The organism is Aquabacterium sp. T101, assembly GCF_057219775.1.
Genome location: NZ_JBXVVZ010000001.1, coordinates 862,043 through 882,752, shown reverse-complemented (window position 1 = coordinate 882,752; position 20,710 = coordinate 862,043). Strand labels below are relative to the sequence as shown.

The window sequence follows — 20,710 nt, the reverse complement described above, 5'->3', positions numbered from 1 at the left end:
GTCATGCGGCTGCCAGCTGCCGCCGCACCAGCGTGCGCAGCCGCGGCAGGCAGGAGCCGCAGTTCGTGCCGCAGCGCAGCCGCTGCTGCAATTGCGCGAGCTGGGCGTCGGGGGTGCCGCTGCAATGCGCCAGCGCGGCGTCGATCTGCGGCTCGGTCACGTCGAAGCAACTGCAGACCTGGGTGCCGCGCGCCGGCACGGCCGCGGGCGGCTGGGCGCTGCCGGCCAGCAGCGCGCGGCCGAAGGCGTCGGCGGGCAGCCGCTCCACCAGCAGCTCGCCGATCCAGCCGGCGGCGCGGGTGTCGCCGGCGAGCAGGAACGCACCCACGCGCGTGCCCGTCGCGCCGCGCACGGCGCGGATGCGGCGCGACTGGCCCAGCGACGGGTCGTCGTAGCGCAGCACGTCCGGACCGTCGAGTGCCAGCAGTGCGGCTAGGCGGGCCAGCAGCGCGTCGGGCAGGGCGCCTGCGCTGGCCGCGCGCAGCCACAGCCCAACCTCGGCGTCGGGCTCGCGGCCGAAGGGCACGCAGGCCGCGAACGGCAGCGGCGCCAGCAGCGACATCAGCTCGGCGCGGCGGGCCAGCGCCACGCCGGCCGGCAGCCAGGTGCGGGCCACCACCTGCCACGGCAGCTCGGCCCGGGTCAGGCGCACGGCGGCGTGCTTGAGCTCGGGCTGGCGGCTGTGCGGGCACAGGGCAGGCGAGGTCAGCGCGTTGACGCCGCCGGCCCCGGCCAGGAACTCGTCGCCCCAGTGCATCGCGACGAAGGCCTGCGCCGGCGCCACGGTGTCGGTGGCGATCACCGGCAGCACGAGGCTGCCGCGGCGCGACTTCAACGTCACCAGGTCGCCAGGGGCCAGGCGCAGGCGGGCCAGGTCGCTCGGATGCAGCTCGACGCCCGGCTCGGCGACATGGCCGAACAGCCGGCCCAGCGTGCCGGTGCGGCTGGCGCCATGCCACTGGTCGCGCAGCCGGCCGGTGGTGAGCGCGAACGGGTAGTGCGCGTCGCGCTTCTCGGCCGTGGGTCGCGCCTGCACCGCGGAAAAGCGCGCTCGACCGTCGGGCGTGGCGAAGCGGCCGTCCTCGTAGAGCCGGGCGCGGCCGGTGGCAGCGCCTTCCGGGCAGGGCCACTGCTGAGGCCCGTCGCGTTCGAGCATCGGCCACGACAGGCCGGTGATGTCGAGGTCGCGCCCGCGCGTGGTGGCGCGGTGCTCGTTCCACACCGACTCGGCGCTGTCGTAGGGGAACAGCGTGCGGCCGTCGGCACGCCGCGCCGGCCGCAGCGCCTCGAGGCGGCGCGCCACCTGCACCGCGATCTGCCAGTCGGCGCGCGCCTGTCCCGGCGGCGGCACGGCCGCGCGCACGCGGCTGATGCGGCGCTCGCTGTTGGTGACCGTGCCCTCCTTCTCGCCCCAGGTGGCGGCCGGCAGCAGCAGGTCCGCATGACGCGCGGTGGCGGTGGTGGCAAACGCTTCCTGCACGACGACGAAGGGGCAGCGCTCGAGCGCACGCCGCACCATGGCCTGGTCGGGCAGCGACTGCGCGGGGTTGGTGCAGACGATCCACAGCGCCTTCACCGCGCCGTCGGCCGCGGCCTGAAACATCTCCACCGCGGTGCGGCCGGGCTGCGCCGGGATGTCCGCCGGGTCCAGCCCCCACAGCGCGGCCACCTCGGCGCGGTGAGCGGGGTTGGCGAGGTCGCGGTGCGCGGACAGCAGGTTGGCCAGGCCGCCCACTTCGCGCCCGCCCATGGCATTGGGCTGGCCGGTCAGCGAGAACGGCCCCGCGCCCGGGCGACCGATCTGGCCGGTGAGCAGGTGCAGGTTGATCAGCGCGGCGTTCTTGTCGGTGCCGCTGGAACTCTGGTTCAGGCCCTGGCAGTACAGCGACAGCGTCGGCGTGTGGCCGCCGAACCAGCGCGCGGCCTGCACCAGCGCGTCCTCGCGGATGCCGCACAGCTGCGCCGTCAGCGCCGGCGTGCAGTTGCGCACCGCGTCGCGCAGCGCGTCGAAGCCGGTGGTGTGGGCGTCGACGAAGCGGCGGTCGGCAAAGCCCTCCCACAGCAGCAGGTGCGCCAGGCCGTTGAACAGCGCCACGTCGGTGCCGGGCAGGATCTGCAGGTGCAGGTCGGCAGCCTCGGCCGTCTCGGTGCGGCGCGGGTCGACGACGATCCACTTCTGGTCCGGCCGCGCGCGGCGTGCGTCCTCCAGGCGCCGCATCAGCACCGGATGCGCCCACGCCAGGTTGCTGCCGGCGATGAACACGGTGGCTGCGTGGTCCAGGTCCTCGTAGCTGCACGGCGGCGCGTCGGCGCCGAGCGTGGCCTTGTAGCCGGCCACGGCACTGGACATGCACAGCCGCGAGTTGGTGTCGATGTGGTTGCTGCCCAGCAGCCCCTTGGCCAGCTTGTTGAAGACGTAGTAGTCCTCGGTGAGCAGCTGGCCCGACACGTAGAAGCCGATGGCGTCGGCGCCGTGCTCGTTCACCACGGCGTCCAGCCGCTCGGCCACCTCGTCGAGCGCGCTGTCCCACGACACCGGCTGCGGCGGCTGGCCGCGCGCGGCGCGGCGCATCGGCTGCAGCAGCCGCGCCTGGCGCGTCACCTCCACCGTGGCCGTCAGGTGCAGGGTCTGGCCCTTGGTGCACAGGCGGCCGTGGTTGGCCGGGTGCTGCGGGTCGCCGCGCACGCCGGTGATGCGATCGCCGTCGCTGTCGATGATCACGCCGCAGCCGACGCCGCAGTAGGGGCAGGTGGAGCGGGTCTCGGCCATCGCGGCGGGCTGGGTCGGCGTCGGCGTCAGGCGGCCTGGGGATCGACGGCCCGTGTGCGCAACTCGTCTGCGTCGAGCAGCACCCGGCCGTCGTCGACCTTGCAGGCGAAGGGCGTGGTGCAGCCTTCGTCGGGCGCGCGGGCGCAGCCGTCGGCCAGGCCGATGGTCCAGTTGTGCAGCGGGCAGGCCACGCTGTCGCCGAACACGATGCCCTGCGACAGCGGCCCGCCCTTGTGCGGGCAGCGGTCGAGCAGGGCGAACACCCGGTCGTCCGCGGTGCGGAACACCGCCACCGGCACTGCGCCGTCGCGCGCCACGCGGCGCGCGCCGAGCACCGGGATGTCCTCGACGCGGCAGACCACGGTCCACTGGCTCATGACACGGCTCCTTCCGCCCGCACGGGCTCGAACTGGCGCAGGTCGACGCGGGCCTTCTCGAACTCGAACCACGGGTCGGGCTCGCCGTCGAGGCTGAACTGCAGCCGGTCCCACAGCGCGCGGCGGCCCTCGGCGTCGTCGAGCACGCGCTTCTTCACGTGGTCCAGGCCGACACGCGACACGTAGTGCACCGTGCGTTCCAGGTACCAGCCCTCCTCGCGGTAGAGCTGCAGGAAGGCCCCGGCGTACTCCAGCACCTCGTCGGCCGTCTTCAGCTTGCACAGGAACTGCGCCACCTCCGTCTTGATGCCGCCGTTGCCGGCGACGTAGATCTCCCAGCCCGAGTCGACGCCGATCACGCCCACGTCCTTGATGCCGGCCTCGGCGCAGTTGCGCGGGCAGCCCGACACCGCCAGCTTCACCTTGTGCGGCGCGTACATGCGCCACAGCGCGCGCTCCAGGTTCTTGCCCATCTGCGTGCTGTCCTGCGTGCCGAAGCGGCACCACTGGCTGCCGACGCAGGTCTTCACCGTGCGCAGCGCCTTGGCGTAGGCGTGGCCGCTGGGCATGCCGATGTCCTTCCACACCGCGGGCAGGTCCTCCTTCTTCACGCCCAGCAGGTCCAGGCGCTGTCCGCCGGTGACCTTGACGGTGGGGATGCGGTACATGTCCACCGCGTCGGCGATGCGACGCAGCTCGTCGGCCGTGGTCTCGCCGCCCCACATGCGCGGGATCACCGAGTAGGTGCCGTCCTTCTGGATGTTGGCGTGGCTGCGCTCGTTGATGTAGCGGCTCTGCGGGTCGTCGACCGCCTCCTTGGGCCAGGTCGACAGCAGGTAATAGTTCAGCGCCGGGCGGCACGAGGCGCAGCCATTGGGGGTGCGCCAGCCCATGCCGCGCTGCACCGCGTCGATGGTCAGCCAGTGCTGGTCGCGGATCGCCTGCCGGACCTCGGCGTGGCTGGCGTCGGTGCAGCCGCACATCGCCTTCTTCGTCGGCGGCTTGGAGTAGTCGCCGCCGGCGGTGGCCATCAGCAGCTGCTCGACCAGGCCGGTGCACGAGCCGCAGGACGCGCTGGCCTTGGTGTGCTTGCGCATGTCGTCCAGCGTGAACAGGCCCTTGTCCTTGATCGCCTTGCAGATGGCGCCCTTGGTGACGCCGTTGCAGCCGCAGACCTCGTCGCTGTCGGCCATGGCGGCGGCGCGCGCGTGTCCTTCGTGGCCGGTGTCGCCGATGTTGTTCTCGCCGAACATCAGCCGGTCGCGGATGTCGGCCACCGGCCGGCCCTCGCGCATCAGCTTGAAGTACCAGCTGCCGTCGGCGGTGTCGCCGTAGAGGCAGGCGCCGACGAGGCGGTCCCCCTGGATCACCAGCTTCTTGTAGACGCCGCCCCAGGGGTCGTTGAGCACGATCTCCTCGGTGCCCGGGCCGCCGGCGAAGTTGCCGGCCGAGAACAGGTCGATGCCGGTGACCTTGAGCTTGGTGCTGGTGGTGCTGCCGGTGTAGCGGCCGATGCCGAACTGCGCCAGATGCGTGGCGCAGACCTTCGCCTGCTCGAACAGCGGCGCCACCAGGCCGTAGGCCACGCCGCGGTGCGCGGCGCACTCGCCCACGGCGTAGATGCGCGGGTCGGTCACGGTCTGCAGCGTGTCGGTGACGACCACGCCGCGCTGGCACAGCAGCCCGATGCGCTCGGCCAGCGCCGTGCTGGGCCGGATGCCGGCGGCCATCACCACCAGGTCGGCCGGGATCTCGCGGCCGTCCTTGAAGCGCACCGCCATCACGCGGCCGTCGCGGTCGGGGATCAGGGCCTCGGTGTGGGCGCCGATCTCGAAGCGGATGCCGCGCTCCTCCAGCGAGCGCTGCAGCAGGCGCGCCGCGGTCTCGTCGAGCTGGCGCTCCATCAGCCACGGCATGATGTGGACGACCGTCACCTCCATGCCGCGTCGCATCAGCCCGTTGGCGGCCTCCAGGCCGAGCAGGCCGCCGCCGATGACCACCGCCTTTCGGTAGGCCTGCGCCGCGTCGATCATGGCCTGCGTGTCGGCGATGTCGCGGTAGCCCACCACGCCGGCCAGGTCGCGCCCCGGCACCGGCAGGATGAACGGGTCCGAGCCGGTGGCCAGCAGCAGCCGGTCGTACGGCGCCTCGGTGCCGTCGTCGGCCACCACCATACGGCGCACACGGTCCACGCCGACCACGCGGCGGCCGGCGTGCAGCACGATGCCGTGCTCGGCGTACCAGGACAGCGGGTTGAGCACGATCTCGTCGATCGTCTGCTCGCCCGCCAGCACGGGGCTGAGCAGGATGCGGTTGTAGTTGGGGTGCGGCTCGGCGCCGAAGACGATGATGTCGTAGAGGTCCGGCGCGATGGCCAGCAGCTCCTCCACCGCGCGGATGCCGGCCATGCCGTTGCCCACCACCACCAGCTTCTGCCGCGTGGCGGCCCTGTCGTCGCGCTTCATGCGGCGGCCCGGTCGGGGTGGCCGTGGCGGGTGTAGAGGAACTCCAGCACCTGCTTGCGGCATTGGACATAGGCCGGGTCCCCGGCCAGCGCGACGCGGTCGCGCGGCCGCGCCAGCGGCACGGTGACGATCTCGCCGATGGTGGCCGCGGGGCCGTTGGTCATCATCACGATGCGGTCGGACAGCAGCACCGCCTCGTCGACGTCGTGCGTGACCATCAGCACGGTGCTGCCGGTGCGCGCCACGATCTTCAGCAGCTCGTCCTGCAGATTGGCGCGCGTCAGCGCGTCGAGCGCGCCGAAGGGTTCGTCCATCAGCAGCACCTTGGGCTCCATCGCCAGCGCGCGCGCGATGCCCACGCGCTGCTTCATGCCGCCCGAGATCTCGTGCGGCCGCTTGCTCGCGGCATGGCCCATGCCCACCAGATCGAGCGCGGCCTGCGTGCGCTGGCGCAACTGCGCCTTGCCCTCGGTGGCGCCGAAGACGCGCTCCACCGCGAGGTGCACGTTGTCGAAGCAGGTGAGCCAGGGCAGCAGCGAGTGGTTCTGGAACACCACCGCGCGCTCGGGCCCGGGCGCGGCGATCTCGCGGCCGTCGCACAGCAGCACGCCGGCGCTGGGCCGCAGCAGGCCGGCCACCAGGTTCAGCAGCGTGCTCTTGCCGCAGCCCGAATGGCCGATCAGCGCGACGAACTCGCCCTCGGCCACCGTGAGGTCGATCTGGCGCAGCGCATGGAAGCGGCCCTTGCGGGTGTCGAACACCATCTCGGCGGACTCGACCTTGATGAACTCAGTCTTCATGGCTGAACCTCCGGGCCACCGCGATCAGCGCCTGCTCCAGCAGCAGGCCGACGATGCCGATGACGAAGATCGCCACCAGGATGTGCTTCACGTTCAGGTTGTTCCACTCGTCCCAGACCCAGAAGCCGATGCCCACGCCGCCGGTCAGCATCTCGGCGGCCACGATCACCAGCCAGGCCGTGCCCACCGACAGGCGCACGCCGGTGAGCATGTAGGGCAGCACCGCGGGCAGCAGGATGCGCGTGATGACCTTCCACTCCGACAGCGCCAGCACGCGCGCCACGTTCAGGTAGTCGGCGGGCACGCGCTGCACGCCCACCGCGGTGTTGATCACCATCGGCCAGATCGAGCAGATGAAGATGGTCCAGATCGCGGCCGGGTTGGCGCTCTTGAACACCAGCAGGCCGATCGGCAGCCAGGCCAGCGGCGAGACCGGCCGCAGCAGGCTGATCAGCGGCTGCACCATGCGGTTGAAGAACGCGAAGCGCCCGATCACGAAGCCCAGTGGGATGCCCACCAGCGCCGCGAGGCCGAAGCCCAGGCCCACGCGCTCGAGCGAGAACAGCACGTTCCAGCCGATGCCCTGGTCGTTGGGGCCGTTGCGGTAGAACGGATCGGCGAACAGCTTCGCGGCGGCCTCGAAGGTGGCCCAGGGCGTGGGAAAGCCCTTGCCGCCCTGGGTGAGCAGCGCCCACACGCCCACGAGCAGGCCGAAGCCGATCACCGGCGGCAGCACGCGCAGCCACCACTCGCGCCAGTCGATGCCGGGCCGGGGCAGTGGCGGGGCGGCTGGCGCGGGCGCCGCCGGGACGATGCCGCGCGGGGCGGCGGCGTCACGCTCGGCGCGCGCCTGCGCGGCGGCGTCCAGCGGCGAATGGAACACGGCGCTGACCATGGCGTGTCCTCCTCAGGCCGCGCTCGCGCGCACCTTGAAGCCGTCGGCGTAGCGTGCCGGGTCCTTGCCGTCCCAGGTGACGCCGTCGATCATCTTGCTGCTGCGCAGGTCGCTCTTGGGCAGGCTCACCTTGAGCGCGGCGGCCGCCTCCTTGTAGAGCGCCGTCTGGTTGACCTGCTGCGCCACGGCCAGGTAGTTCGGGTGCTCCTTGGTCAGGCCCCAGCGCTTGTGCTGGGTCAGGAACCACATGCCGTCGGACAGGTAGGGATAGTTCACCAGCCCGTCGTTGAAGAACTTCATGTGGTTCGGGTCGTCCCAGGTCTTGCCCAGGCCGTTCTGGTAGCGGCCCAGGATGCGCTGGTTGATCGCGTCCACCGAGGTGTTGACGTAGGCCTTGTCGGCCACCGTCTCCGCCATCTTGTTCTTGTTCGACAGGCTGGCGTCGATCCAGCGGCCCGCCTCCAGGATCGCCATGATCACCGCGCGGCAGGTGTTCGGGTGCTTCTTGACGAACTCCGACGTCGTGCCCAGCGCCTTCTCGGGGTGGTCCTTCCAGATGTCCTGGGTGGTGGCCGCCGTGATGCCGATGCCGTCGATGATGGCGCGGTGGTTCCAGGGTTCGCCGACGCAGTAGCCGTCCATGTTGCCCACGCGCATGTTGGCCACCATCTGCGGCGGCGGCACGGTGATGACCTTGGCGTCCTTCATCGGGTTGACGCCGAAGGTGGCCAGCCAGTAGTACAGCCACATCGCATGGGTGCCGGTGGGGAAGGTCTGCGCGAAGGTGTACTCGCGCTTCTCGGCGGCCATCAGCCGGGCCAGCGACGCCCCGTCGACGGCGCCCTTGTCCGCCAGCTTCTTGCTCAGCGTGATGGCCTGCCCGTTGTGGTTCAGGTTCATCAGCACCGCCATGTCCTTCTTGGGGCCGCCCACGCCCTGGTGCACGCCGTACACCAGGCCCCACAGCACATGCGCCATGTCGAGCTCGCCGTTGACGAGTTTGTCGCGCACACCGGCCCACGAAGCTTCCTTCGTGGGCACGATCTTCACGCCGTACTTCTTGTCGAAGCCGAGCACGCTGGCCATCACGACGCTGGCGCAGTCGGTCAGCGGGATGAAGCCGATGCGCACCTCTTCCTTCTCGGGCTTGTCGCTGCCGGCGGCATAGGCCACGGCGCGCAGCGCGGGGTCGATCACCAGCCCGGCGCCTGCGATGGCGGCGCTGCGGATCGCACGGCGGCGTGTCATGTTCGGTCCCTTCGTCATGATCGGCTCCTGAAAAAAAATGGGCCCGTCGCACCGGTGGTGCGACGGGCCCCATTGCCCTGACAGCTCTAGACTCCTGGTGCCACGACGCCATTGCCGTGCCACTCGCCACCCCGGCATGCAATCGACGTGCCAGCCATTCGGCCCCTCCGGTGCGGCGTTGGCGCCGGTCCGGCGCGGCCAGCGTCCCGCATTGGGTGCGGCAGCGCACCAATCTGGCCCGATCAGCCCAGCAGCGACTCCAGGTCGATCACGCGCTCGGCGGCGTCGCGCAGGCGGATGCCCTTCTTCATCGCCAGGTCCTGCAGCACGCGATGGGCGGCCGGCTCGTCGAGCTTGCGGTTGCGCATCAGCAGCCGTTTGGCACGGTCGATCAGCTTGCGGTCCTCCAGCTCGTTGCGCGTGCTGGCCAGTTCGGTGCGCAGTGCTTCCTCGGCGGCGAAACGCTCCACGGCCACGTCGATCACCGATTGCACGCGCTCGCGCGCCAGGCCGCGCACCACATAGGCCGACACGCCGGCGCCGAGGGCCTCGCGCATCGTCGGGCGGTCCTCGCTGTCGGTGAACAGCGCGATCGGCCGTCGCGCATGCTGCGTGGCCACGGCGATGTGCTCCAGCACGTCGCGCACGCCGGAGTCGCTGCGCACCACCACGACGTCGGGACGCAACTGCTCCACCGCCTCGGGCAGCGTGGCGTCGCCGGCCCGCACGCCCAGCACCAGCGAGCCGGCGTCGGCCAGGGCCTGCGCGATGGCATGCGCGTCGTCGGAGCGCTCGCGCTCGGTGTCCAGCGGGTCGGTGACGATCAGCACCGACAGGCGCCGGGGTGCGGTGGGGGAGGGAGGCGGCGCAGCCGTCATGCCCCCGGCGGCTGCAAGACGCGGGCCATGCGTCCCGCGGCGAAGCGTGTGCGCCTAGGGGGCCTGCTCCAGCAGCGGCCGCAGTCGGGCCTGCAGCGCGCGCGCCTGCGGACCGCCGCGGGCCAGCACCCGCTGCACCTGCGCGGCCACCTCGGCCGCGCCGCGCTCCTGCTCGGCGCCCTTGATGCGCTCGATCCGGTCGCGGATCTCGCGCAGGCGCTCCACGGCCCGGCGTCCCTCGGCGGTGGACGGTGGCGACTGCGCCGACAGGTCGAGCAGCGCTTCGGTGATCAGCCCGAGCTGGCGCCCGTAGCTGGCCACGCCGAAGGCCTGCTCCTCGACCCGGGCGTCGCCCGAATCGGGTGCGATGCCACCGAAGAACCAGTGCGTGTCGGGCGCGATGTGCTGGGCGACGCTGCCGCTCCAGGGAAAGTGCAGCTGCGGCGCGAAGAACCAGAGCCAGGGCGTGGTGAACATGGGCAGGCGGGCGAGGCCCGTGGTCGGTGCAATGGCCCCAAGGTAGCCGCGCCCGCGCGCAGCGTCCATCCCCAGGTGCGCGCGGCTACACCGCCACCGGGGCCTTGATCGCGGGATGCGGGTCGTAGCCCTCGACCGCGAAGTCCTCGAACTCGTAGTCGAAGATCGACGCCGGCCGACGCCGGATCACCAGCGTGGGGTAGGGCCGCGGCTCGCGCGACAGCTGCAGCGCCACCTGCTCGGCGTGGTTGCTGTAGATATGGCAGTCGCCGCCGGTCCAGATGAAGTCGCCCACCTCCAGGTCGCACTGCTGCGCCAGCATGTGGGTCAGCAGCGCGTAGCTGGCGATGTTGAACGGCACGCCCAGGAAGATGTCGGCGCTGCGCTGGTAGAGCTGGCACGACAGCCGGCCTTCGGCGACGTAGAACTGGAAGAAGGCGTGGCAGGGCATCAGCGCCATCTTCGGCAGGTCGGCGACGTTCCAGGCGCTGACGATGATGCGGCGCGAGTCGGGGTTGGCGCGCAGCTGCTTCACCACGTCGGCGATCTGATCGACGTGGCCGCCGTCCGGCGTGGGCCAGGACCGCCACTGCACGCCGTACACCGGGCCGAGGTCGCCGTCGGGCGCGGCCCACTCGTCCCAGATGCTGACGCCGCGCTCCTGCAGCCACTTCGCATTGCCGTCGCCGCGCAGGAACCACAGCAGTTCGTAGATGATCGACTTGAGGTGCACCTTCTTCGTCGTCACCAGCGGGAAGCCCTCGCGCAGGTCGAAGCGCATCTGGTGGCCGAACACGCTCTTCGTGCCGGTGCCGGTGCGGTCGCCCTTGGCCACGCCGTGCGTGGCGACATGGCGCATGAAGTCCTCGTACTGGTGTCGGATCGGTCGGCTCGGCTGCATGGCGCGGATTATCCGGCGGCGCCGGCCGACGGCTCGGCCGGGCGCGCCGCCGGCTCCACGTCGAACTGCATCGCCGCCAGGCGCGCGTACAGCCCGCCGTGCGCCACCAGCTCGGCATGGGTGCCGACCTCGACGACGCGGCCCCGCTCCAGCACCACGATGCGGTCGGCGCGCAGCACGGTGGCCAGCCGGTGCGCCACCACCACCGTGGTGCGGCCGCGCATGGCGGCGTCGAGCGCGGCCTGCACCATGCGCTCGCTCTCGGCATCGAGCGCGCTGGTGGCCTCGTCCAGCAGCAGCAGCGGCGGGTTCTTCAGCATCGCGCGCGCGATGGCGATGCGCTGGCGCTGGCCGCCCGACAGGCGCACGCCGCGCTCGCCCAGGAAGGTGCGGTAGCCCTCGGGCAGCGCCTCGATGAAGTCGTGCGCGAACGCGGCCTTCGCCGCGGCGACCACCTCGTCGTCGGTGGCGCCGGGGCGGCCGTAGCGGATGTTGTCCATCGCGTCGGCCGAGAACACCACGCTGTCCTGCGGCACGATGCCCACGCGCGAGCGCAGGTCGTCCAGCGCCAGCTCGCGCACCGGCACGCCGTCCAGCGCCACCGTGCCCTGCTGCGTGTCGTAGTAGCGCAGCAGCAGCTGCAGCACCGTGCTCTTGCCCGCGCCGCTGGGGCCCACCAGGGCCACCGTCTCGCCGGGCCTCACGTGCAGCGTCACGTCGCGCAGCGACGGCTGCTGCGGCCGCGACGGGTAGCAGAAGGTGACGCCGTCAAGCGCGACCGACGAGCCGCCCTGCGCGGCGGGCAGCGCGCGCGGCGTGGCCGGGTCGGCCACCGGCGAGCGCGTGGACAGCAGCTCCATCAGGCGCTCGGTGGCGCCGGCGGCGCGCAGCAGGTCGCCGTACACCTCGGACAGCACCGCCACCGACGACACCAGGATCAGCACGTAGACCACGGTCTGACCCAGGTGCCCGGCCGTGATGTCGCCGCGCAGCACGGCCTGTGTGCCCTGGTACAGGCCCCACAGCAGCGCGCCGAAGGTGGCGGTGATGATGAAGGCCACCAGCATCGCGCGCACCCGCGTGCGCTTGCGCGCGGTGTCGAAGGCCTGTTCGGTGGCCGTGGCGAAGCGCCCGGCCTCGCGGCCCTGCTGGTTGTAGCTCTGCACCACGGGGATGGCGTTGAGCACCTCGGCGGCGATCGCGCTGGTGTCGGCCACGCGGTCCTGGCTGGCGCGGCTGAGCTTGCGCACGCGCCGGCCGAAGTACAGGCTGGGCAGCACCACCAGCACCAGGATGCCGAGCACCTGGCCCATCACGTAGGGGTTGGTCACCACCAGCATGCCAAGCGCGCCCAGGCCCATCACGGTGTTGCGCAGGCCCATGCTGAGGCTCGAGCCCACCACCGTCTGCACCAGCGTGGTGTCGGTGGTCAGGCGCGACAGCACCTCTCCGGTCTGCGTGGTCTCGAAGAACTCGGGACTCTGCCGCACCACGTGCGCATAGACCGCGTTGCGCAGGTCGGCGGTGACGCGCTCGCCGAGCCAGCTCACCATGTAGAAGCGCGCGGCCGAGAACAGGCCCAGCGCCGCGCCCACGCCGAACAGCGCCGCGAAGTGGTCGCGCAGCGCCATCACGCGCTGGCCGGGGTCGGCCGCGACGAGGCCGGCGTCGATCAGCGACTTCAGCGCCACCGGCAGCACCAGCGTGCTGGCCGCGGCCAGCACCAGGAACGCGATGGCCAGCCCGATCTGCACCCGGTACGGGCGCAGGAAGGGGGTCAGGCCGGACAGGGAGCGGGGGGTGGCGGCGGCGGCGCGCGCGTCGGAGGCAGGGGTAGGCACGCCCGCAGTCTATCGGCCAGGGCCGGGGCTACTCCCGCACGAACCGCATCCGCTGCCCGCCCTGCGCCAGCACGAAGGCCGGCGGCGCGCCGCGTTCGCCCTCGAACTGCACTTCCAGCGGCGTGACGCGGGCGAACCAGCGGCGCGCCTCGCTGGCGAAGAGTTCGAATTCGCCCTGGCCCGTGGCCTGCGCGAACAGGCGGCCGTCGCGCACGCGCACCGTGATCTTGAAGGTCGGTGCCAGCGCGTAGGTGCCGGCCAGTTCGGCCATCGTCTCGGCCGCCACCGTGACCGCGGGCCGCTGCGTCTGGCGCTTCTCGGCGGCCAGGTCGCGCAGCGGGGCACGTGGGTCCATCAGGTGCAGCGCGATGTCGTTGACGACCACGCTGGCGTTGGCCAGCACCACGGCGGCGCGCCGCGACGCCGGGTCGAGGAACACCGAACTCGAGTAGCCCGCCGTGCCGCCGTCGTGGGCGAACACGCGGCGCTCGAACAGCGGGCCTGCGAGCCAGCCCAGCGCGGTCGGGTTCATCGCCGACGGGCCGTCGCCTCGCGGCGTGAGGGCCAGCGCGAAGGCCTCCTTCAGCGGATGCTCGAACACGCCGAGCGCGGCCTGGGCGTAGCGGGCCACGTCCAGCACGGTGCCCGTCAGCGCGCCCGCCGCGGCCATCGCATCGAAGCGCCACAGCGGCACGGGCCGGCCCTGCGCGTCGTGGCCCGGGCGCAGGCCCGGCACGGTGGTGTCGCGCAGCGCCAGGCGCAGGCCCGTCAGCCGCAGCGGCACCAGCACGCGGTCGCTCAGCAGCGTGGCGTAGCGCGTGCCCGCGCGCAGGGCCAGGGCCTCGCCGAGCAGGCCGTAGCCCAGGTTCGAGTACTCCCATTGCTGCTGCCGCGCCCGGGTCGGCTTCCAGCCGGCGACGAAGGCGAACAGGTCGTCGCGCGAGTAGTCGTAGGGGTCGTCGCCGTCGGGCCGGCGCATGTTCGACGGCAGCCGCGGCAGACCCGAGCGGTGCGTGGCAAGGTCGGCGAAGGTGATCGGGTCGCCCCGGCTGTCGCGCAGCGCCAGCCCGCCCGGCAGCACCGACTGCACCGGGTCGTCGAGCGCCAGCTCGCGGCGCACGACCATGTCCGCCAGGATCAGCGCGGTGAAGGTCTTGGTCAGCGAGCCCAGTTCGAACGGCGTGTCCTTGTCGGGTGCCGACGCCTCGCCCGCGGCGCGGCGCCCGGCGCCGGCCCAGGCGACGGACTCGCCCTGGACCCGTGCCGCCACGAGGCCGGTGCCTTCGTGCTCGAGGCGGCCGCGCAGCAGCCGTGCCAGGGTGTCGTCGGGTGCGGGAGCGCCGGCCTGGGCGGCAGCGGGCAGCGCCGACAGGGCCGTCGGGCCCGCCATCGTGGCGGCGATGAAGCGGCGTCGGATCATGGGCATCAGTCGTCCTTGGTCTTGCGTTCGGTGGCGGGGCGGGCCCGCTCGTCGGCGGGTTCGGCGACGCGACGGCCCCGCCGCGCCAGCGCCTCGCGCAGAAGGTACTCCACCTGCGCGTTGGCGCTGCGCAGTTCCTGCGCGGCCAGCCGCTCGACCTCGGCCCACAGGGCCGGGTCGACGCGCAGCAGGAAGCTCTTCTTGCCCGGGCTGGCCATCGGCAGGGTGCGCGCTCAGGCGTAGAGCGTGCCGGTGTTGACGATGGGCTGGGTGTCCTTGTCCGAGCACAGCACGACCAGCAGGTTGCTCACCATGGCCGCCTTGCGTTCGTCGTCGAGCGTGACGATCTCGCGCTCGGACAGGCCCTTGAGCGCGGCCTCCACCATGCTCACCGCGCCGTGCACGATCTTCTGGCGCGCGCTGATGATCGCCTCGGCCTGCTGGCGGCGCAGCATCACCTGGGCGATCTCCGGCGCGTAGGCCAGGTGCGACAGCTTGGCGTCCTCGACCACGACGCCGGCATCGTCGAAGCGCTCCTGCAGCTCGGTCTTGAGCGCCAGCACCGCCGCCTGGCCCGAGCGCAGCGTGGTCTCGCCCGGGGCCAGGTCCTCGCCCTCGTCGTAGGCGAACTGGGTGGCCAGGTGGCGAAGCGCGGCCTCGGCCTGCACGCGCACGTAGTTGTCGTAGTCGTCGACGTTGAACACGGCCTGCGCGGTGTCGTCCACGCGCCAGACCACCACGGCGCTGATCTCCACCGGGTTGCCGCGCTTGTCGTTGACCTTCAGCGTGGGCGCGTTCAGGTTGCGCGCGCGCAGCGAGATCTTGCGCTTCATGTACAGCGGGTTGGCCCAGCGCAGGCCCTCGGCGCGGTCGGTGCCGGCGTAGCGGCCGAACAGCGTCAGGATCGCCGCCTCGTTGGGCTGCAGCATGTACAGCCCGACGAGGATGAACACGCCGGCCAGGATCGGCAGCACGCGCAGGATCGCGGCCCCCGGCCCGTGCACCGGTGCCAGCACGAAGCTGATCACCGGCCCGGCGATCAGCAGGATGCCCAGGGCCGCGGCGATGTAGCCGTCGATGGAACGCAGCTCGCGTTCGGTGGTGTTGTGGCGCATGTCGGATCCTCCTCGATGGGTCTTGCCGGCGCCGGCGGAGTGCCGGGCTTGCAAATTGATATCACTTTAGTAGCCCGCCGGGCGGGCTGTCAAGGGGGTGCCCCGGCCCCCGGCCGGGGTGGGAACCCCCCGGTTCGCGCGTCGGCTTGCGGGTTCGCCGCGACGGCGGCCGCACGCGCTTGTGGTCGAATGCGAGGGCGCTGTGTCGTCGCGGCGCGACGCCTTCTCCCGACATGCATCCCACGATCCCCACTGCCCGCCACTGGCCGCGCCTGCGGCGCGCACTGCTCGAACTCGGTGCCCTGCGCGCCACGATGCTGCTGTCGGCGCTGGCGGCGCTGGCCGCCCTGGGACTGAGCCAGCTGGCGCTGCTGCTGGCCGGGGCGGGACCGGGCGTCGGCTCGGCCCTGCTGGTGCTGCTGGTCACGCTGGCGGTGGCGCCATGGGTGGCCTGGGTGCCGGTGCGCCTGTGGCTCGAGGCCGAGTCCGCGCGGGCGCGGCTGGACGTGCTGTCCACGCGCGACGAACTCACCGGGGTCAGCAACCGTCGCCACTTCCTCGTGCAGGCCGACCGCGAATGGGCGCGTTGCCGTCGCTACGACATGCCGGCGGCGGTGCTGATGATCGACATCGACCACTTCAAGCGCGTCAACGACCTGCATGGCCATGGCATCGGCGACCAGATGCTGCACGAGGTGGCCCAGGCCATCGCCGGCACGCTGCGCCAGGCCGACCTTCTCGGGCGCTTCGGCGGCGAGGAGTTCATCGCCTTCCTGCCGCATGCGGATACCCTGGGCGCGTTGGACGCCGCCGAGCGCATCCGCGACACGGTGGCGCGCCTCACGCTGGACCTGCCCGGCGAGCCGGTGCGCACGACCGTGAGCGTGGGCGTGGTGCCGCTGGACGCCGAGCACGAGACGCTCGGCGCGCTGATCGCAGACGCCGACCTGGCGCTGTGCACCGCCAAGGAAGCCGGCCGCAACTGCGTGCGCACGCCGCCCACGCCGCATCCGCACCGCCGCCGCCGCGGCGCCGAAGCCTCCGCACGCGAGGACGGCGAAGCCGGCGGGCCCTGGGATACGCGAGCGAGCTGAAAGCTCCTGGCTCGCTGCGCTCGCGTCTCCGGATGCCTCTTCGCGGGGCGCTTCTACAGACGAAGCCTGCCGGCGTACCCCGTCATCTCCAGGTAGCCCAGCCCGACGCGCTGGCCCGATGCGTCGCGCAGTTCGGACAGGCCTTCCCAGTACACCGTGCCGGTGGTGGCGCGGCCGTCGAGTTCCTGGGCGTCGAGCAGCGCGGCCAGCTCGAAGGTGCCGGCCGGGCAGGCGATTCGCCAGCGCACCGGGTAGCGCGCGCGCGTGGCGGCGCTATCCCACCAATGCAGCGGTTCGAAGCGCACCTCGTCCGGGCCGAAGGTCCGCCGCGTGCCGTCGCGCGAGCGCAGCGTGCCGCCGGCCCACACCGGCAGGCCCTGCGCGTCGCGCAGGCGGAACGCCATCAGCGCACCGCCGTCGTCGAGGTTGATGCCGATCCAGTCCCAGCCCACGGCGCGGTCGGGCATCAGCGAGCCGCTCCACTCGTGGTCGAGCCAGGCCCGGCCGCGCACGCCACTGCGGTCGCGTCCGCGGCCGAGCTCGCCCTCGACGGCCAGCTGCGGCTGGCTGTAGTAGTGGCTGGCGTTGTCGGGGTGCGGGCCCTTGCGGCTGGTGCCGGCGTCGCCCTGCAGCAGCAGCGGCTGCGTCGGCGCGAGATCGAGGCGCCAGTCGAAGCCGGCGGCCTCGTCGCGCAGCGTGCAGCGGTAGCGGCCGTCGCCGGCGCGGTCGAAGCGCCAGTTGCCGATGTGCACCCGCGTGTCGCGCAGCGAGGCGGCGCCGCTCGGCGCCGCCTCGTCGCCGTTCCAGCGCACGATGCGCTCCGCATGCCGCAGCCGGCGCCCGCGCAGGTCGGTCAGCGCGGCATGGGCGAACAGCAGCTGGCGCGGCGCGAAGCGGCTGTCGATGCCTTCGGCCAGCCCGGTGCGGTGGCGGAAGAACGTGATCTGGAAGCCCCAGGCCGGGCTCGCCGCCGGCGCCGTGTCCGCCCCGGCCAGCCAGCCGGTGGCGTACCACCACTCGATGCCGAAGGACGGGTGCGCGCCGTGGTCGCGCGGGAAGTCGAGCGCGCGCGGGCGCACCTGGTCCGACGCTGCCGGCGCGGCCCCAGGGCCCTGCGCGCGCGCCGGTGCGGCGGTGCCCGGCCCGCCCGCCAGCGCGGCCAGGGCGGCCAGCCAGGCCCGGCGCCGCGCGTTCACCAGTCCTCCTTCACCGCGGCGACCATGTCGCCCAGGCGGCGTCCCGCCACGGCGCGCGCCGACAGCGCCGCGGTCAGCGTGCCGGCCACCAGCACGCCGGCGGCCAGCACCGCCAGCCGGCCCCAGGGCAGCAGCAGGTCCATCGTCCAGTGGAAGCTCTGCGGGTTCACCACGTGCACCAGCACCACGGCCACCGCGAGGCCGAGGCCGAGCCCGGCGATCGCGCCGGCGGCGGTCCACGCGGCGCCTTCGCCGGCCACCAGGCCGATCACCTGCGCGCGAGTGAAGCCCAGGTGCGCGAGCAGCCCGAACTCGCGCCGGCGCGCCCACACCTGGGCCGAGAAGCTGGCCGCGATGCCGGCCAGGCCGATCGCCACCGCCACCGCCTGCAGGTAGCGCGTGACCGCGAAGCTGCGGTCGAAGATCGCCAGCGACAGCGTGCGCAGCTGCGCCGCCGAGGCCATGTCGTACAGCGCCGCGTCGGCGCCGAGCAGCGCGCGCAGGTCGCGCTGCACCGCGTCGGCCGACGCGCCCGGCGCGAGCCACAGCGCGAGGTCGTTCTCGCGCCGGTCGCCGGTGGCACGCCGGTAGTCGGCCTCGTCGATGACGATCGACCCGAACTGCCGCGCGTAGTCGCGCCACACGCCGCGCACCTGCACCTCCAGCGCCGTGGCGCCCAGCGGCAGGCGCAGCGTGCTGCCGGGCACGGCGCCGTACAGGCTGACCATCGCCTCGCTCACGTACACCGCAGGCCGCTGCGGGTCGGCCGGCAGCAGGTCCCCCAGCAGCGGCAGCGACCGCGCCGGGTCGGCCAGGGGGCGCGCGAACAGCGTCACCGAGGGCCGGTCCGGCGCGAGCGCCAGCGCGCGCACGCGCGCGGCCTCCACGCGCGTCACGCCGGGCAGGGCGGCGGCGCGCGCGGGCAGGTCCGGTGGCAGGAAGGCCTGGTCGGCGGCCGCGCCCGAGGTGGCGCTGCGCAGGTACAGGTCGGCGGGCAGCACTTGGTCGAGCCAGCGCGCGACGCCGTCGCGGAAGCTGGCCACCATCACCGTGAGCGCGACCGACAGCGCCAGGCTCGCCACCACGCCGGCCACGGCCACCGCGGCGGCGTCGCGCTCGTGGTGCGCGCGGCGCAGCGCCAGCAGCGGCAGGGCCGCGTCGGTCGGCGGCAGACGCGCCAGCAGCGCGTCCACCAGCAACGGCACGCAGGCGATGCCGCCCACCAGCAGCACTGCCACCGACGCATAGGCGGCCACCGGCAGGCCCGCCACCGGCGGGGCCAGCGCCAGCAGCGCGCCGGCGGCCAGCAGCAGCGGCCCGATCCAGCGACGCCGCGCGGCGCCGCGCGGCAGGCCGCCCAGGCCCTTGAGCGCCTGCGCAGGGGCCAGGGCCTGCGCCTGGCGCGCCGGCAACCAGCCGCCGACCGCGGCCGCGGCCATGCCCAGCAAGCCGAACAGCACGGCCTGCAGCGCGTCGAAGCGCAGCACCGGCGCGACGCCGGGGAAGTAGCCGCCGCCCAGATCGCCGGCCAGCCAGGCCAGTGCCGCCTGGGCCAGCGCCGTGCCCGCGCCGAGGCCCAGCACGCTGCCGGCCGCGCCGAGCAGCAGGCACTCGCTGCGGATCAGCGCGCCGCGTTCGCGCGCCGCGAGGCCGAGCACGCCCAGCAGCGCCAGCGACGGCACGCGCTGCGCCACCGACAGCGCCATCACCGCGAACACCAGGAAGGCACCGACGAACAGCGCCACCAGCGCCAGCACCGTGAGGTTGACGCGATAGGCGCGCGACACGTTGGACACGCGCCGGCTCGCGTCGTCCGCGCTGGCGAGGCGCCAGCCCGCGGGCGCCTGCAGGGACGCGGCGTCGACGCCGGGGGCCAGCCGCAGGTCGATCCGCGACAGGCGGCCGGTCAGGCCGAAGTGGTGCTGTGCGCCAGCCACGTCCAGCACCGCCAGCGGCGGGCCGCCGGCGGCCACGCGGCCGGCCACGCGCAGGCCCACCGTCGCGCTGCCGTGCTGCACCCGCAGCGTGTCGCCCGCTGCCACGCCGAGCCGCTCCAGCGCCGTCGGATTGAGGAACAGCGCGTCCGGGTCGAGCGTCGCGGTGCGGGCCTCGCCCTCGGCCGGCAGCGGGCGCAGCGACGGGGCCAGCACCGCCGCGGACAAGGTGTCGGTGCCCACCACGCGCAGCGCCACGCGGCGCCCCGCGGCCGACAGGGCATAGGTCTCCACGTCCACCACCGGCACCACCTGCTGCACGCCGGGGCGGGCCGCCAGCGTGTCGGCCAGCGCGTCGTCGCAGCCGTCGCGCTGCGCGCACGCGAGCGACGCGTCGGGCTCGCCCTGGATCGATCGCACCGCGCCGGCGAACTCGGCCAGTGCCGACTGGTTGATGAGGTGCACCGACCACGCCAGCGCCACGCCGAGCGCCACCGCCAGCACCGCGAGCACCTGGCGCCACGGATGCGCCCGCCACTCGGGCAGCACCAGCGCGCGCAGCAGGTCGGCGCGCGGCAGCCTCATGGCGTGGCGGCCGGCGCGGGCCGCAGCCCGCCGCTGCAGCGGCGGCACATCAGGCCGGCTCCACGCCGCGCGCCGTCAGGCGCAGCACGCGGTCGGCGCGGGCCGCGGCCGCGGCCGAGTGGGTGGCCAGCAGGCAGGCCGCGCCAGCGTCGCGCACCTGGGCCGCCAGCAGGTCCATCACCTTCTCGGCGGTGGACGGGTCGAGGTTGCCGGTGGGCTCGTCGGCCAGCACCAGCGGCGGCGAGTGCACCAGCGCGCGCGCGATCGCCACGCGCTGCAGCTGGCCGCCCGACAGCGTGCGTGGCGCGCGTGCACCCAGCCCGGCCAGGCCCACCGCGTGCAGCAGGGCGTCCACGCGTGCGGCGTCGGGCCGCTGCAGCAGCAGCAGCGGCAGGGCGACGTTCTGCGCCACCGACAGGTGCGGCAGCACATGGAAGGCCTGGAACACGAAGCCCAGGTGCGAGCGGCGCCACAGCGCCAGCGCCGTCTCGTCGTGCCAGGGCAGGGCGGCGCCGTCGAGCCGCACGCTGCCGTGGTCGGGCCGGTCGAGCCCGGCGATCACGTTGAGCAGCGTCGACTTGCCCACGCCCGACTCGCCCAGCACCGCCACCAGTTCGCCGCGTGCGAGCGAGAACGACACGCCGTCGAAGATGGCGCTGTCGCCGTAGCGCTTGCCGAGGCTGTCGACGACGAGCAGCGGCGGGGCCGCGGCGG

Annotated in this window: 17 protein-coding genes; 1 reads left to right on the top strand and 16 read right to left on the bottom strand. The window is 73.3% G+C overall.

The genetic code is table 11. From position 1 onward, the window contains the following. Position 1: 1 nt before the first annotated feature. From AC2EAQ_RS04050 to AC2EAQ_RS03990, 13 genes are all read right to left on the bottom strand, one after another. On the bottom strand, positions 2-2,770 hold the full coding sequence (locus AC2EAQ_RS04050; protein ID WP_484640482.1) for a nitrate reductase: 2,769 nt from the start codon (positions 2,768-2,770) through the stop codon (positions 2-4). A gap of 26 nt (positions 2,771-2,796) precedes the next feature. After that, positions 2,797-3,147, bottom strand: a complete 351-nt coding sequence (nirD, locus tag AC2EAQ_RS04045) for a nitrite reductase small subunit NirD (RefSeq protein WP_484640480.1) — start codon at positions 3,145-3,147, stop codon at positions 2,797-2,799. Further along, positions 3,144-5,612 (bottom strand): nitrite reductase large subunit NirB, encoded by a 2,469-nt coding sequence (gene nirB, locus AC2EAQ_RS04040; protein ID WP_484640479.1) that lies wholly within the window; start codon positions 5,610-5,612, stop codon positions 3,144-3,146. The genes nirD and nirB overlap by 4 nt, the downstream gene beginning before the upstream one ends. Further along, positions 5,609-6,412: an ABC transporter ATP-binding protein gene (locus AC2EAQ_RS04035; protein WP_484640478.1), complete on the bottom strand. Its 804-nt coding sequence runs from the start codon at positions 6,410-6,412 to the stop codon at positions 5,609-5,611. Before AC2EAQ_RS04035 ends, nirB begins: the two co-directional genes overlap by 4 nt. Beyond that, positions 6,402-7,307, bottom strand: coding sequence for a nitrate ABC transporter permease (gene ntrB / locus AC2EAQ_RS04030; RefSeq protein ID WP_484640477.1), 906 nt, complete (start codon positions 7,305-7,307; stop codon positions 6,402-6,404). The genes AC2EAQ_RS04035 and ntrB overlap by 11 nt, the downstream gene beginning before the upstream one ends. A 12-nt stretch (positions 7,308-7,319) precedes the next feature. Beyond that, positions 7,320-8,555: a CmpA/NrtA family ABC transporter substrate-binding protein gene (locus AC2EAQ_RS04025; protein ID WP_484641151.1), complete on the bottom strand. Its 1,236-nt coding sequence runs from the start codon at positions 8,553-8,555 to the stop codon at positions 7,320-7,322. Positions 8,556-8,797: 242 nt separating this feature from the next. Further along, positions 8,798-9,433, bottom strand: a complete 636-nt coding sequence (locus tag AC2EAQ_RS04020; protein WP_484640476.1) for an ANTAR domain-containing response regulator — start codon at positions 9,431-9,433, stop codon at positions 8,798-8,800. A 54-nt stretch (positions 9,434-9,487) separates the two neighbouring features. Next, positions 9,488-9,910: a hypothetical protein gene (locus tag AC2EAQ_RS04015; RefSeq protein WP_484640475.1), complete on the bottom strand. Its 423-nt coding sequence runs from the start codon at positions 9,908-9,910 to the stop codon at positions 9,488-9,490. 85 nt (positions 9,911-9,995) lie between these two features. Then, the gene (locus AC2EAQ_RS04010) at positions 9,996-10,811 is read right to left on the bottom strand and encodes a thymidylate synthase (protein ID WP_484640474.1); all 816 of its coding nucleotides are present in this window, start codon (positions 10,809-10,811) and stop codon (positions 9,996-9,998) included. Between the two features lie 8 nt (positions 10,812-10,819). Then, positions 10,820-12,652: an ABC transporter transmembrane domain-containing protein gene (locus AC2EAQ_RS04005; RefSeq protein ID WP_484640473.1), complete on the bottom strand. Its 1,833-nt coding sequence runs from the start codon at positions 12,650-12,652 to the stop codon at positions 10,820-10,822. A gap of 28 nt (positions 12,653-12,680) precedes the next feature. After that, entirely contained in the window at positions 12,681-14,078 is a 1,398-nt protein-coding gene (locus tag AC2EAQ_RS04000; protein ID WP_484640472.1) for a serine hydrolase, read from the bottom strand. After that, entirely contained in the window at positions 14,078-14,290 is a 213-nt protein-coding gene (locus AC2EAQ_RS03995) for a type II toxin-antitoxin system antitoxin (RefSeq protein WP_484640471.1), read from the bottom strand. The genes AC2EAQ_RS04000 and AC2EAQ_RS03995 overlap by 1 nt, the downstream gene beginning before the upstream one ends. Before the next feature lie 15 nt (positions 14,291-14,305). Next, positions 14,306-15,187, bottom strand: coding sequence for an SPFH domain-containing protein (locus AC2EAQ_RS03990; protein WP_484640470.1), 882 nt, complete (start codon positions 15,185-15,187; stop codon positions 14,306-14,308). 233 nt (positions 15,188-15,420) lie between these two features. On the opposite strand from AC2EAQ_RS03990, the gene AC2EAQ_RS03985 reads away from it, so the two are divergent. Further along, positions 15,421-16,281, top strand: coding sequence for a GGDEF domain-containing protein (locus tag AC2EAQ_RS03985; RefSeq protein WP_484640467.1), 861 nt, complete (start codon positions 15,421-15,423; stop codon positions 16,279-16,281). A 53-nt stretch (positions 16,282-16,334) separates the two neighbouring features. On the opposite strand, the gene AC2EAQ_RS03980 is transcribed toward AC2EAQ_RS03985, so the two are convergent. The 3 genes from AC2EAQ_RS03980 to AC2EAQ_RS03970 are packed head-to-tail and all read right to left on the bottom strand — an operon-like array spanning position 16,335 to position 20,693. Then, a complete protein-coding gene (locus AC2EAQ_RS03980) occupies positions 16,335-17,477 on the bottom strand; it encodes a lipocalin-like domain-containing protein (protein ID WP_484640466.1) in 1,143 nt (380 codons plus the stop codon). Continuing rightward, positions 17,474-19,996 (bottom strand): FtsX-like permease family protein, encoded by a 2,523-nt coding sequence (locus AC2EAQ_RS03975; protein ID WP_484640465.1) that lies wholly within the window; start codon positions 19,994-19,996, stop codon positions 17,474-17,476. Before AC2EAQ_RS03975 ends, AC2EAQ_RS03980 begins: the two co-directional genes overlap by 4 nt. A gap of 49 nt (positions 19,997-20,045) precedes the next feature. Next, the gene (locus tag AC2EAQ_RS03970; protein WP_484641149.1) at positions 20,046-20,693 is read right to left on the bottom strand and encodes an ABC transporter ATP-binding protein; all 648 of its coding nucleotides are present in this window, start codon (positions 20,691-20,693) and stop codon (positions 20,046-20,048) included. Between the last annotated feature and the right edge of the window lie 17 nt (positions 20,694-20,710).